Genomic DNA, 14,553 nt, shown 5'->3' with positions numbered 1-14,553 from the left:
CGCTCGCGTCGTTGCCAGCCTAGCGGCGCCGACTGAGAACATGCCACGAAGGGCGCGGGCGTCGCCGACGCCGGTGCGTCGGATGACGACCAAGAGCCCGCAGCCCCACCTTGCTCAGAGGAGGCGGACGACGTTGGGCATCGCGCCGTCGGTACGCACCGGCGACACCTTCACCACATCGCCAGACTGCGGCGCCTCGACCATCTTTCCGTCGCCGAGGTAGAGGGCGACGTGCTCACTGGCGTTGGGGCCGTAGAAGATCATGTCGCCACGCTGCATCTGTGCCAATGGAAACTGCGGCCCCGACGTGTACTGATAGCCGGTGTAGTGCGGCAGCTCGATTCCGACGCCGGCGAAGGCGTAGACCATCAGACCCGAGCAGTCGAACCCGATCTTGTTGTAGTCGCCGTAGCTGTCTGCCACGCCGCCGTCGCGGATGCCCTGGGTCGGCCCATTGGCATCACCGCCGCCCCACGCGTAGGGCACGTTCAACTGCGACAGTGCGCGGTTGACGACGATCTCGACGGCCTGCGGGCCGCGCAGGCCCGGGCGGACGACCCCGCCACCTCCGCCCGAGCTGCCGAAGAGCTGCCCAAGGCTGCCCGTCCCCAGGCGCGCACCGAGTGTGTCTCCACCGTCGCTGCCCAGCCCCGCTCCGCCGAGTCCGAGTTCGTCGAGCAATTGCGAATGCGGCACCTGTTGCTGGCCCACGAGCCCGGACAGGACCTTCTGCGTCACATCAAGGGCCAGCCGAGCCGCAGCTTCGGCGGCGACCTGCATGGCGTCGTTGTCACCGGCCGCCTGGGTGGGGCTGATCGACACCGGGCCGGGCTGCGCCTGACCGGGCAGATTGCGGAACAACCCGGTCAGCAGATCCGCGGGAGCCGGGGCGTCGACCTGCGTCGGTCGCGCCGTCCCACGCAGTTTGTCGAGCTGGGACTGGACCATGTTGCGTTGCTGGACCAGGGTGGCTCGTGTGCGTTGCTGGTCGGCGATCGCGCCGCGAGCCGCCGACACCGCCGCAAGGGCATCGTCGCGGCGGGTCTGGGCGCTGTGCGCCGCGTAGGCGGTCTGGCGCTTGGTCGCCTGTAGTGCCGCCACCTGGTTGGCCTGCTGATTGCGCGCCACCTGCAAGCGCCGGATGGTCTGCTGTTGGTCGCGGCCGAGTTGATTGATGACGGTGACCCGGTCGAGCACCTTCTGCGGATCCGACGACGAGAGGTACTCGGTCAGCGTGCCCTCGTTCCCCCCGGTGCGATAGACCGACCGGACGAACTGGTCGAACGCACGTTGAGCGGACTCGGTGGCGCGGGTGGCACGACCCAATGATTGTTGGGCGTCGTCGGCGGCCACGGCGGCGAGACGCTGTGCAGCGACGGCGTTCTGATAGTCGACGACGGCGTGGTTGGCCGCCTCCTGCCGAGCGGCGACCGCGCTGTCGAGGTCGCTGAGATTCTGGTTGACCTGGGCGATCTCATTGATCAGCGCCGATACCGACGAACTCGGGGCGCGCGAGGTGGTCGGTGCGGCCGCAGCCGGACCCATCACGGCAACCAGGCCGACGGTCGCCGCGACGAGCGCCGTCGCCAACGACGCCCATCGGCGCGCCGCCCTGCGGCCCACTCCTGTGGTCACTCGCCTCACTGGCACTCCCTCGCCGTCTGTCAGCGGATGTGGTCATCCGTGGCACGAACAGCGTCTGCAACCCCGCGCGGCGCACGACGCCGACGATGCAACACGCATCACATGTGGCGCATTGATGGACATGTACACCACACGTGACATTGGAACCGTACGTCACATTTGCCACAGGAGAAAACGGGTGCAACGAATTACAAAGACGTGATTACCTGCGCCGATGCTGTGAACTGCTCAAAGTCCGACAGGTTGGGTTGATATCGAATTGGCAACGGATGCCGGCGCAGAAGCGTCAACCCTTCAGGGGATCCCGAGACCGTCCGCGAGAACGGCGACGAAGATCGGCCGGATACAGCTCGGCCACCGTGTGCAGGATCCCGCAGACCTTCCTAAGAGTCGTTTCCCGAGCCGGGCGCAGCTCCGGAGGGCGACGTCACGTCCGCCGCGGGTTCCTCACCGACGCCGTGACTGAAATCTGCTGCCGACGTCTGCGCACCGCGGTCCCGACGCCGAAGACTCCGGACGCGGCCGACGATCGCTCCGATCGTGACGACGGCGATCAGCACAATCGTGACCAGCGTCCAGTCGACGCCGGGCTTGGTGATCGCATCGACCATTTGCTGTGCGGCCTGCGGCGGATTCGACAGCGTCAGATTGTCGGTGGCGTCTTCGAGGTTGACCCGACTGAACTCCGGCGACGCACTGCCCACCGAATTGGGACCGAAGACCAGTACTGTCCCGCCGACATGTTGCTGCAGTTCGGTGGCGATGTCGCGATACATCGTGAACGTGGGCATCTGCTGCTTGAGTACCACCAGATTAATGTCGTGACCGTCGGCCTGGGCATGCGCCACCACCTGCCTGAGGGCTCCGATCTGCGCGGGATCCTCGCTGTAGACGTGATCGTCGCGGAGGTCGGCGGCGATAGCGGTCAGGTCGACCCCACCGGGGGCGGTCGTGGCAGTGACACCCTGGCTGTCATACGCGGAGGCGGGCGCCGCGAGAACGGTCGGCGCAGGAGCGGCGAGTATCTGGGTGCCGTCGGTGACCGGACCAGGATTCATCGTCTCCGCTTCCTCGAACCTCGATGGCGCGCACGGGTCACGGTGGCCACCACGTTTCGCGATCATTAAATGTGCGTTCGTCGGTGGATGCTCACCGAACCCCGATCAGAACGGTACGACAGAATGAGGGAGTCGTGAGCATCTGGGGGTCCGGGTCGCACTCGCCGATGGACGGTCCTTGTTAGCAGTACGACCGTACTGTTAGGCTGGATTACGTCACCGCGGAAAACCCCGCGGTCGCTGGATGAAACGTCGCTGGATGAAGCATCGAGCACGACCCCGACGCAGCCCGTCGGGTGGATGGTCAGAGTCGACGAGCCGGTCAGTTCGCCGATGAAGTACGCAGCCGTCCCGGAGACCGTCGCCCGGGACAGCACGCACACGCCGGCGCAGCCCGCCGGCCAGAGGAGAGTGGATTACACGTGAGTATCAATTCGTTCGGCGCGCGCGGCACCCTCGAGGTGGGCGACAACTCCTACGAGATCTACCGGCTCAGCGCGGTCGAGGGCACCGACAAGCTTCCCTACGCTCTCAAGGTCCTCGCCGAGAACCTGCTGCGCACCGAGGACGGCGCGAACATCACCACCGAGCACATCAACGCGATCGCGCAGTGGGATCCCTCGGCCGAGCCGAGCATCGAGATCCAGTTCACCCCCGCGCGTGTGATCATGCAGGATTTCACCGGCGTGCCCTGCGTGGTGGACCTGACGACCATGCGCGACGCCGTCAAGGAACTCGGCGGCGACCCGGAGAAGGTCAACCCGCTCGCGCCCGCCGAGATGGTCATCGACCACTCGGTCATCATCGAGGCCTTCGGCAACGCCCAGGCGCTCGAACGCAACGTCGAGATCGAATACCAGCGCAACGAGGAGCGCTACAAGTTCCTCCGCTGGGGTCAGCGCGCATTCGACGATTTCCGCGTCGTGCCGCCGGGCACCGGCATCGTGCACCAGGTCAACATCGAGCACCTCGCCCGTTCGGTCATGGTGCGCGACGGGATCGCCTACCCCGACACCTGCATCGGCACCGACTCACACACCACCATGGAGAACGGCCTCGGCGTCCTCGGCTGGGGCGTCGGCGGAATCGAGGCGGAGGCCGCGATGCTCGGCCAGCCGGTCTCGATGCTCATCCCCCGTGTCGTCGGATTCAAACTCACCGGTGCCGCCAAGCCCGGAGTGACCGCCACCGACGTGGTGCTGACCATCACCGACATGCTGCGTAAGCACGGCGTGGTCGGCAAGTTCGTCGAGTTCTACGGCAACGGCGTCGCCGAGGTGCCGCTGGCCAACCGCGCCACCATCGGCAACATGAGCCCGGAATTCGGTTCGACCTGCGCGATCTTCCCGATCGACGGTGAGACCATCAACTACCTCAAGCTCACCGGCCGGTCCGCCGAGACACTCGCGCTCGTCGAGGCGTACGCCAAGGAACAGGGCATGTGGCTGGAGCAGGACGCGCCGGAGGCCCAGTACTCGGAGTACATGGAGCTCGACTTGTCGACTGTCGTCCCGTCGATCGCGGGCCCCAAGCGCCCGCAGGACCGTATCGAGCTGTGGGACGCCAAGAACGCTTTCCGCAAGGACATCCACAACTACGTCGAAGAGGGCAACACCCCGCAGCTCAACGGTGTCGACGAGGAGAACGTCTCCGCCTCGGATTCGCCCTCGACCGCCCCAGACGCGGCCAAGCTGTCGTTCTCCGACGAGACCGCCCACAACGCCTCCAAGGGGGCCGAGGGTCGACCTTCGAAGCCGGTGTTGGTGGAGTCTGCCGAGCGCGGAAAGATGATCCTCGACCACGGCATCGTCACGATCGCCTCGATCACCAGCTGCACCAACACCTCCAACCCGTCGGTGATGCTCGGTGCGGGCCTGCTCGCGAAGAAGGCCGTGGACAAGGGCCTGACCTCCAAGCCGTGGGTCAAGACCTCGATGGCACCCGGATCGCAGGTCGTGACCGGGTACTACGACAAGGCGGGCCTGTGGCCGTACCTGGAGAAGCTAGGCTTCTTCCTCGTCGGCTACGGCTGCACCACCTGCATCGGCAACTCGGGCCCGCTGCCCGAGGAGATCTCCAAGGCGATCAACGACAACGACCTCACGGCGACCGCGGTGCTCTCGGGCAACCGCAACTTCGAGGGCCGCATCAACCCCGACGTCAAGATGAACTACCTCGCGTCGCCGCCACTGGTCATCGCCTACGCGCTGGCCGGAACGATGGATTTCGATTTCGAGTCCGATCCGTTGGGTCAGGACCAGGACGGAAACGACGTCTTCCTCGCCGACATCTGGCCGACCAACGAAGAGATCGCCGAGACCATCGCGAGCTCCATCTCGGCCGAGCAATACGCCGAGGACTACGCCGACGTGTTCAAGGGTGACGAACGCTGGCAGAACCTGCCGACCCCGGACGGCAAGACCTTCGAATGGGACGACGAGTCGACCTATGTGCGCAAGCCCCCCTACTTCGAGGGCATGACCCCCGAGCCGGAGCCTGTCACCGACATCAAGGGCGCTCGTGTGCTGGCCAAGCTGGGTGATTCGGTCACGACCGACCACATCTCCCCCGCCTCGACCATCAAGCCGGGTACGCCGGCCGCGCAGTACCTCGACGCGCACGGTGTCGCACGCAAGGATTACAACTCGCTGGGCGCCCGTCGTGGCAACCACGAGGTGATGATCCGCTCGACTTTCGGCAACATCCGCCTGGCCAATCAGCTCGTCGACGTCACCGGCGGCTACACCCGCGACTTCACCCAGGAGGGCGGACCGCAGTCGTTCATCTACGACGCCGCACAGAATTACGCCGCGCAGGGCACCCCGCTGGTGGTCCTCGGCGGCAAGGAGTACGGCACCGGCAGCTCGCGTGACTGGGCGGCCAAGGGCACCCGCCTGTTGGGCGTCAAGGCCGTCATCACCGAGAGCTTCGAGCGCATCCACCGCTCGAATCTGATCGGAATGGGTGTCATCCCGCTCCAGTTCCCCGAGGGCGAGTCGCACAAGTCACTCGGGCTCGACGGCACTGAGACGTTCGACATCACCGGCATCGAGGCATTGAACTCCGGTAACACCCCGGAGACCGTGCACGTCACGGCCACCAAGGAGGACGGCTCGGCGATCGAGTTCGACGCCAAGGTGCGCATCGATACCCCCGGTGAGGCCGACTATTACCGCAACGGCGGCATCCTGCAGTACGTGCTGCGGAACATGATCAAGGGCTGAGGCACCCGCTCGAGAACAAGGAGCACTCAAGTGCCCAAGGTCAGCGATGACCGACTTGCCGCGCGTCGTCGGGAGATCCTCGACGGCGCGCGGCATTGTTTCGCCGAGTACGGATACGACGGTGCCACCGTCAAACGCATCGAGGAATCGACGGGACTGTCCCGCGGTGCGATCTTCCACCACTTCCGCGACAAGGAAGCACTGTTCCTGGCATTGGCGTCCGAGGACGCCGAGCGCATGGCCGACGTGGCCGCCGAACAGGGCCTCGTGCAGGTGATGCGCGATGTTCTGGCCCGCCCGCAGGATTTCAACTGGCTCGGCACGCGCCTGGAGATCGCACGAAAGTTACGGACGGACAAGAGTTTTCGTGATGCCTGGATGTCACACTCGGCGGATGTGGAGAAGGCCACGCTCGCCCGACTCGAACGCGGGCGGGCCTCTGGCCGGCTTCGTGACGATGTGCCCACGGAGGTCCTGGTGAAATATCTCGACCTCGTGCTGGACGGTCTCATCACCCGGCTGGCAACCGGTCAGCCCACCGACGATCTCCACGATGTACTCGACCTCGTCGAGGAGTCGGTCCGCATGGCGCGGGGCGCTCCCGCGGACTCCACCAGCAACACCACCCTGTGATGTAGATCACCCTCGATTGGCAAAAGTGTGCCTACCCGAAGTTTGTGGCTATCTTCACAGTATGCGTTCAGATTCGCCTTCGGCTGCGATCAGCCGACGATCCTTGCTGCGCGGCGCCGGGGCCGGGGCTCTCGGCGCCGCCGTGCTCGGGCCCGCCGGCCTCGGTTTCCCGTCGGGGACACCGGCATCGGCCGCACCTGGAGCCCCTACTAGCGGCGCCACCGCGATTGTGATCGGAAGCGGCTTCGGCGGTGCGGTGGCCGCACTTCGTCTGGGCGAGGCCGGAATTACGACCACGGTGTTCGAGCGGGGGCGGCGGTGGCCGATCCGACCCGACGGTAATACCTTCGCGACCTTCGACCGGCCAGACCGGCGCGCCGCCTGGTTCGATGACACCGCCGGGATCTCGAGCGTCGGCCGGGTACCCACCCAGCGTTATCCGGGCGTTCTCGACACCATCCGCGGCAACGGCATCGAGTCGGTGCACGGCGCAGGCGTCGGCGGCGGGTCCCTGGTGTTCGGCGCGTTCACCCTCCAGCCCGACAAGGCCGATTTCGAGACCGTTTTCCCCGGTGGAATGGGCTACGACGAACTCGCCGCCGAGTATTTCCCCCGCGCCCGGAAGATGTTGAACACCTCGGGCCTACCCGACGACATCCTCGCCCACCCCAATTACGTGGGCGCGCGTTCCTGGTTGAAAATCCTCGAACGATACGGAATCGCACCGCAATTCGTGGAGTACGCCATCGACTGGGATCGGGTGCGCGCCGAGCTTGCCGGACGCGCCAAGCCCGGCGTCTCGATCGGCGATTTGTCCTACGGCGTCAACAGCGGCGCCAAGAACTCCGTCGATCACAACTACCTGCCGGCCGCCGAGCGGACCGGATTTGTGACGATCAAACCCATGCACGAGGTCTTCGAGATCCGGGAACGCTCACGGCGGCCCGGTTATGTCGTGCGGGCCCGACTGATCGATGACGCGCGGCGCACGGTGCGGATCGTGACCGCCGAAGCGGATTACCTCTTCATGGCCGCCGGCTCCTACCACACCACCTCGCTGTTGGTGCGGGCCCGCGCACAGGGCACGCTCTCCCGGCTGTCACCCAAGATTGGCAACGGCTTCGGCGGCAACGGCGACTTCCTGATCGTGCGCACCGCGCTCCGTGACCAGCACGGGCCGATCCAGGGCGGTCCTGGCTATGCCCGCATCCGTGAGGACCGGATGCCCGGTGGACCGGCCACGATGATCTATCAGGCCAGCCCCTTCCCCGCACCAGCGGGCTCGTTGGCGACCACGCACCTGATCCAGGTGCTCACCGACGAGCGCGGCACCATTGACTACGACCACTCCACCGGCGCGACGCAGCTGAACTACCCGTACGCCGAAGGTTCCAGCGTCCTGGACCGGCAGGCGATCGCCTTCGCCCAGCATTTCCATGAGCGGACCGAGACGCGGTTCGGCCACCCGGCAAACGGCATCCCGATCTACGACCGGCGCTCCGGATTCGGTTCCGGCGCAACATTCCACGGGCTCGGCGGGGTCGTTGTCGGGCAGGCCGCCGACGCCGACGGCCGCATCCGCGGTTATGACAACCTCTATGTCGTCGACGGCTCGTTCGCGCCGGGCGCGGTGGGATTGGTCAATCCGTCGTTGACCATCACCGCACTCGCCGAACGCACCTTGGATCGTTTCCTGAGCACCCGCTGACCGCAATGACCACTCGATGTCGGGACCCCAAGGTCGCCGACCACATCGTCGAGCGCCTGCACGCCGCAGGAATCACGTCGACCTTCGGCGTGCGCGAGGCGAACATCGAGGAACTCTTCGACGCGGCCGTTCGCGTCGGCCTGACGCGTTCTGGCCACGGCATGTGTGGCACCCGGACACAGATGTGCTCCCCGGACACGCCGGGGCTCAACGCCTTCGGTCCCACCGACATCGCCGTCGGTCTCGCAGCGATGTTTCCCGACCTGCGGGTTCGGAGGGTCACCGATCCGCGCGACCTCGACGCCGCCACCAGTGACGTACTCACCCGGCCCGGTCCCGCGTGCCTCGTCGTCGACACCGATCCCGACGCGACCCCGCCGTGTCATCCACTAGCCAGAGGACTCCGATGACCACCGATCCCACCGGCGCTCTCTCCGACCTCGATCCCTCCGAGCCATTACCCGGCGTCATCCGGGTCGAGACGCATTCGCGTGCACAGAGCACCCCGATGATTGTCGACCGGGTGCGGTCGGTGTATCCGCACGATCAGATCTATGGCGAGTTCTGCACCGTGCACGGATACGTCGACGCACCTCCGCGAGAGCTGTTCGAGTGGCTCTGCGACACCAGGTCGCTGGAGGAATGGACCTACAGCACAAGGGATCTGCGCCAAACCGAGACCGCCGAGCTGTGGGTCGGTACCGACCGCCTCAACACCGACACCGCCATCTATGTCCGCACCATCGCCGACCCAGGCGCGATGACCGTCGACTACCACTGTGCCTGGGACCAACCCGATCACCTGTGGATGATCTATCTGATGCGGGTCGTCGACGCTCAACTCGTGCTGAACCGGCCGGGATCAGTCGTGCTGTGGACAAATTGCCGGCATCCGTTCTACGACCGCAACCCCTTCCCCGACACCGTTCCGGCCGGTCGCGAGGAGTGGGTCGGCGATCTGTGGGACATGTTTGCCGCCGGCCACCAGATCGAACTCGACAACCTGACCGCCATTGCCGAACACCGCCATCGCATCGGCCTGCCGCTGACCCCGGAGTGGATGACCTCATGATCGCCGCCGACCTCCCCGGCGGACTGTGCCTGGGCGACATCGCCACCTATCGACCCGAGAATCGGGTATCGGCTGCCTATTTCGCGCAGTTCGCGCAGGATGACGAGCTCGCCGACAACGTCATGTTCCGCGCACCGGCCCATCGCCATCACGCCGGGGCCGACGAGTCCAACGCCGACATGATGGTGGCTGCGGCACAACGCCTCATCGCGCGTCACGGCGCCGGTCATCTCGACGACGTCGACATCGTGGTGACCCACAGCCAACTGCCCGAGGTTCCGGTACGCGGATGCGCGGGCGAACTGGCCCACCGTCTGGGGCTGCACCCCGCCACGGTCCTCGATGTGCACAACGGTGGATGCGCGGCGTTCCTGCACATGATTGAGGTCGGCGGAGCGCTGCTGCGCGCCCGCGGCGGTGGCACAGCACTGCTCGCCCTGGCCCAGAACAGTGCCGGACAGATCTTCACCCAGGAGCAGGTACGCACCAAGGCGCAGGCCGCCATCCCCGGCGACGGCGCGGCGGTCGCGACCCTGATGCTCGGCGACGGTGCCAATCCAATACTGACCACGCTGTGCCGCTCGTACGGTGAGTATTCGGCGGACATGACCGCGGTGTCCGAACCGGCCCGCAAGTATTGGGAATCGGGACCCGGGCAGATCCACGTCGGCTTCACCGAGTCCAAGATCACCAAGGTGCTCACTCGAGGCAATCGGCTCGTCCCTGAGGTGACGATCGATGCTGCCACGGCCATCGACATCCGGCCCCGCGATCTCGACTGGTTGATCACCAACCAACCCAACCGGATTTTTCTACGCAATTGGCGTGAAGCTCTGGAACTTCCGGCCGAGCGGCATCCCGACACCTTCGATGAGTGCGGCAACCTGTTCGCCGTGGGCATCCCGATGACACTCGACGCACTGATCGACAGTGGCCGCCTACGCGACTCGGATGTGATCATGATGGCGGCCTTCGCTCACGCCGGCGATTTCGCCGCCGCGACCGCCGTGCGGTGGTCGGGCCGCTCGTGATCCGCCGCGATCTCAACGAGTCACACCTGCCGCCCCCGTCTTCGGTGGTGATGGCGATCGCGGCGGTGTCCGACACCGGCCATCGCTACTTCCGCAACGACCTTCGACGGATTCGCACTCCCCACCCGATGTGATCGGGCGGCCTGCACACGACGCCGTTTCACGCCGACGGTCGCCCGGATGCTCGGTGACCCCCTCGATGTCGGCGGGCACGCCGCGCGCAGTCCGCAGGCTTCTCCACTGGCTGCGCCTGCCGACCCGCGCCCGTACTGCGTCGAAGCGAGCTGTTCCCAGCGCATCTCCCACAGCGCATCTCCCACAGCGCATCTCCCACAGCGGATCGGCACGCAGGAGGGCGGACAACTCGGCGAAGACCGACTCGTGGTCGCCACTGGCACCCGTCGCGGCGAGGTTGGTCGTCGACAGCGTGCACCTCGGCGCCACCGGACTCGTGCAGCGGGTTCTCACGCTGCGCTTGTCCGGCATAGATATTGGCATCCACCGCATCGCCAGGGATGAACGAAACGGTGACCGCTTCCGGTGGGGAACGCTTCCGGCGACTTCTGTGCGTCAGCCGACTCGAGAACGCCGCGACGTGTCGACACGTGAGACTGCGGGGTTCCCGCGATCTTCCGTGGCGGGCTCTGGTGCCACAGATCGTCAATGATCGTCGGCACCACCTCCGCCATCGGCGAGCAACACAGACGCATCAGCGGGGCTCGTGGCAGCAGCGGCACCTCGACCCCGTCGACGTGCTCCACCGGCGCGCCCCGAAGGCGGACCTCGAATGGTAGGTGACGACGATAACCGGATTCGCGCCATCCGGACAGATTTCCCTTACCGAGTGAGCGCTCGGTATAACCTTGCTGACAGTTGTCATCGCCGATGAGGAGAGATCGTGTTCCCTGGAGTCTTCGCCGCCCGTACCCCCGACAAGCCCGCCGTCATCCGCGCCTCGACCAGCGAGCAGTTGACCTACCGAGAACTCGACGAGAACTCCACTCGCCTGGCCAATCATCTCCAATCCCTCGGCCTCAAGCCCGGGGATGCAATCGCCGTGGTCTCCGAGAACGACCTGCACATCTTCGAGGTCTACTGGGCAGCGCTGCGCAGCGGCATGTACGTGACCGCGATCAACCATCACCTGACAGCCGAGGAGACCAATTACATTCTCTCCGACTCCAACACGCAGGTGGTCTTTGCGGGGGCCTCGGTGGCGCACGCCCTCGAGCGTGCGGGTGAACTCCCCGCCCTCGCCGCACCCGGGCACCGACTCGTCTGGGGTGGCGAACTGCCCGACTTCGACTCGTACGAGAAGGTCCTCGCGAGCGCATCGTCACAGCCGCGAACCGACCAGCCGCGCGGCACCGACATGCTCTACTCGTCGGGAACCACCGGACGGCCCAAGGGAATCCAGACCCCACTGCCGCAGGGTCAGGTCGACGAGATCCCCGACGCCTACACCGCGGTGTTCGCCCCGATGTACGCATTCGACGAGAACTCCGTCTACCTCTCCCCTGCGCCGCTGTATCACGCTGCGCCACTGCGGTATTGCGGAATCACCAATTCGGTGGGCGGCACCGTGGTGTTCATGGACCGCTTCGATCCGGAAGAGGCGCTGCGACTCATCGACACCTACCACGTCACCCACAGCCAGTGGGTGCCCACCATGTTCATCCGCATGCTGAAATTGCCCGAAGAGGCCCGCTCCCGGTACGACGTCTCGAGCATGAAGGTCGCCATTCACGCCGCTGCGCCCTGCCCGGCCGAGGTCAAGCGCGCCATGATCGAGTGGTGGGGCCCGGTAGTCCACGAGTACTACGCCTCCACCGAGTCGGCCGGAGCCACGTTCATCGGACCCCAGGAGGCACTGGATCATCCCGGTTCGGTGGGAAAGCCACTACTCGGCGTGGTGCACATCTGCGACGAGGACGGCAACGATCTGCCCACCGGCGAGGTCGGACTGGTCTACTTCGAGCGCGAGGAGGCCGTCTTCGAGTACCACAACGACCCGGAGAAGACCGCGCAAGCGCGGCACCCCGCACACGACAACTGGTCGACCACCGGCGACGTCGGCTTCGTCGACGAGGACGGCTACCTCTACCTCACCGACCGCAAGGCCTTCATGATCATCTCCGGCGGGGTCAACATCTACCCGCAGGAAGCCGAGAACGTCCTCGTCACCCATCCCGCAGTGTTCGATGCCGGTGTGATCGGCGTCCCCGATCCCGAACTCGGCGAGATCGCCAAGGCGTGTGTCCAACTCGCGCCCGAGTTCTCACCGTCCGATGAGCTCGCAACCGAGTTACTCGACTTCACCCGCGAGAAGATCGCGGGTTACAAGGTGCCCCGATCGGTCGACTTCGTCGACGAACTCCCCCGGACCCCCACCGGCAAACTCGTGAAAGGCATTCTCCGCAAGGCGTATTGGCCCTCGAACGTCTGATAATCGTTCGTCTGGGATCGGTCGGGGTGACCCCGGCCGGTCTCAGGCGAGTTCGATGAGTTCCTGATATTCCTCGGACCAGTGGTCCTCGGTGCCGTCGGGTAGCAGGATCACGCGCTGCGGGTCGAGCGCGGCGGCGGCGCCGGGGTCGTGGGTCACCAGGACGACAGCCCCGCTATAGCTGCGCAGGGCGTCGAGGACCTGTTCCCGCGAGATCGGGTCGAGGTTGTTGGTGGGCTCGTCAAGGAGCAACACGTTGGCCGCCGAGGACACCAAACCGGCCAGTGTCAGGCGAGTCTTTTCACCGCCGGACAGCGTGCCCGCAGGCTGATCGAGCTGCGCACCGGAGAACATGAACGCACCGAGCAGGCCGCGAAGGTCCTGTTCACCGGCATCCGGGGCGGCGTGCCGGATGTTCTCCCACACCGACGCCCCGTCGTCGAGGGTGTCGTGTTCCTGTGCGAAGTAGCCGATCTTGAGCCCGTATCCGGGTTCCAGCGAACCCCGATCGGGTGTCTCGACCCCGGCGAGCAGTTTGAGCAAGGTGGTCTTACCGGCTCCATTGAGACCGAGGATTACCACGCGGCTGCCTTTGTCGATCGCGAGATCCACCCCGGTGAAGATCTCCAAGGAGCCGTAGTTCTTGGTCAATCCCGACGCCATCAACGGCGTCTTGCCACAGGTGGCGGGATCCGGGAAACGGATCTTTGCGGTCCTGTCGGCCACCCGCTCCTCCTCGAGGGAGTCGAGCATGCGGTCGGCGCGTTTGAGCATGTTCTGCGCTGCGGTGGCCTTGGTGGCCTTCGCTCCGAGTTTGGCGGCCTGTGTGCGCAGCGCCGACGCCTTCTTCTCGGCGTTCGCACGTTCGCGTTTGCGCCGCTGCTCGTCGGTGGCACGCGCGTCGAGGTAGCGCTTCCACTCCATGTTGTAGACGTCGGCCTCACCACGCACCGCATCGAGGAACCAGACCCGGTTCACCACGTCGGCGAGCAACTCGACGTCGTGGCTGATGACGACGAGTCCACCCTCGTGGTTCTGCAGGAATCCCCGCAACCAGGTGATCGAGTCGGCGTCGAGGTGGTTGGTCGGCTCGTCGAGCAGCAGCGTCGTGTCCGACTTACCCGCACCGTCGGAAGCGGCGAACAGGATACGCGCCAGCTCGATTCGTCGTCGCTGGCCGCCGGACAGGGTGCGCAACGGCTGACCGAGCACACGGTCGGGCAGTCCGAGCGAATGGCAGATCCGCGCCGCCTCGGACTCGGCGACGTAACCGCCGAGTGCGGAGAATCGCTCCTCGAGCTGCCCGTATTTCGCGACCGCCTTGTCGCGCACCTTGTCGTCTGCCGCCTCGGCCATCAACGCTTGCTGCTTTTCCATCTGACGCATGATCGAATCGAGCCCGCGCGCCGAAAGCACCCGATCGCGGGCAAGTACCTCGAGGTCACCCTCCTTGGGGTCCTGCGGCAGGTACCCGATCTCGCCACTGCGCACGACGGTTCCGGCATAGGGCTCGGTCTCCCCGGCCAGGATGCGCAGCGTCGTCGTCTTGCCCGCGCCGTTGCGTCCGACCAGCCCGATGCGGTCACCGGGTTGGATGCGCAGCGCCGAGCCGGGCGCTGACAGCAGAGTCCGGGCGCCCGCTCGGACTTCGAGGTCGGTCGCAGTGATCACGACGGTTCAGTCTAATCGCCGAGCGACACCAAAGCCGCATCGCCGGCATTCGTCGACGTCAGCGAT

10 protein-coding genes are annotated in these 14,553 nt (G+C 65.9%); 7 read left to right on the top strand and 3 right to left on the bottom strand.

The annotated features are described in order from the left end of the window. Nucleotides 1-114: 114 nt before the first annotated feature. Together EF294_RS01180 and EF294_RS01175 are read right to left on the bottom strand one after the other, a co-directional pair. Nucleotides 115-1,644: an NlpC/P60 family protein gene (locus tag EF294_RS01180; protein WP_123925185.1), complete on the bottom strand. Its 1,530-nt coding sequence runs from the start codon at nucleotides 1,642-1,644 to the stop codon at nucleotides 115-117. A 383-nt stretch (nucleotides 1,645-2,027) separates the two neighbouring features. Further along, nucleotides 2,028-2,702 carry an Rv1476 family membrane protein gene (locus tag EF294_RS01175; protein WP_185090893.1) on the bottom strand — a complete coding sequence of 225 codons (675 nt, stop codon included), beginning with the start codon at nucleotides 2,700-2,702 and terminating at the stop codon, nucleotides 2,028-2,030. 422 nt (nucleotides 2,703-3,124) lie between these two features. Between EF294_RS01175 and EF294_RS01170 the strand changes: the two genes are divergently transcribed. The 7 genes from EF294_RS01170 (at nucleotide 3,125) to EF294_RS01140 (ending at nucleotide 12,816) form a co-directional block, all read left to right on the top strand. Next, nucleotides 3,125-5,926 (top strand): aconitate hydratase, encoded by a 2,802-nt coding sequence (locus EF294_RS01170; protein ID WP_123925183.1) that lies wholly within the window; start codon nucleotides 3,125-3,127, stop codon nucleotides 5,924-5,926. Between the two features lie 30 nt (nucleotides 5,927-5,956). Further along, complete coding sequence (locus EF294_RS01165; RefSeq protein WP_123925182.1) at nucleotides 5,957-6,559, top strand: TetR/AcrR family transcriptional regulator; 603 nt, start codon at nucleotides 5,957-5,959, stop codon at nucleotides 6,557-6,559. A gap of 61 nt (nucleotides 6,560-6,620) precedes the next feature. Further along, a complete protein-coding gene (locus EF294_RS01160) occupies nucleotides 6,621-8,267 on the top strand; it encodes a GMC oxidoreductase (RefSeq protein WP_185090892.1) in 1,647 nt (548 codons plus the stop codon). Between the two features lie 5 nt (nucleotides 8,268-8,272). Beyond that, a complete protein-coding gene (locus tag EF294_RS21735; protein WP_246007596.1) occupies nucleotides 8,273-8,677 on the top strand; it encodes a hypothetical protein in 405 nt (134 codons plus the stop codon). Next, the gene (locus tag EF294_RS01150; RefSeq protein WP_123925181.1) at nucleotides 8,674-9,339 is read left to right on the top strand and encodes an SRPBCC family protein; all 666 of its coding nucleotides are present in this window, start codon (nucleotides 8,674-8,676) and stop codon (nucleotides 9,337-9,339) included. The genes EF294_RS21735 and EF294_RS01150 overlap by 4 nt, the downstream gene beginning before the upstream one ends. Beyond that, nucleotides 9,336-10,370 (top strand): 3-oxoacyl-ACP synthase III family protein, encoded by a 1,035-nt coding sequence (locus EF294_RS01145; protein ID WP_123925180.1) that lies wholly within the window; start codon nucleotides 9,336-9,338, stop codon nucleotides 10,368-10,370. Before EF294_RS01150 ends, EF294_RS01145 begins: the two co-directional genes overlap by 4 nt. Before the next feature lie 898 nt (nucleotides 10,371-11,268). After that, the gene (locus tag EF294_RS01140) at nucleotides 11,269-12,816 is read left to right on the top strand and encodes an acyl-CoA synthetase (RefSeq protein WP_123925179.1); all 1,548 of its coding nucleotides are present in this window, start codon (nucleotides 11,269-11,271) and stop codon (nucleotides 12,814-12,816) included. A 42-nt stretch (nucleotides 12,817-12,858) separates the two neighbouring features. On the opposite strand, the gene EF294_RS01135 is transcribed toward EF294_RS01140, so the two are convergent. Further along, nucleotides 12,859-14,487, bottom strand: a complete 1,629-nt coding sequence (locus EF294_RS01135; protein ID WP_123925178.1) for an ABC-F family ATP-binding cassette domain-containing protein — start codon at nucleotides 14,485-14,487, stop codon at nucleotides 12,859-12,861. Between the last annotated feature and the right edge of the window lie 66 nt (nucleotides 14,488-14,553).

Origin of the sequence: Gordonia oryzae, assembly GCF_003797185.1 — a bacterium.
Lineage (GTDB): Bacteria > Actinomycetota > Actinomycetes > Mycobacteriales > Mycobacteriaceae > Gordonia > Gordonia oryzae.
This window is presented reverse-complemented; position numbering and strand designations above follow the sequence as displayed.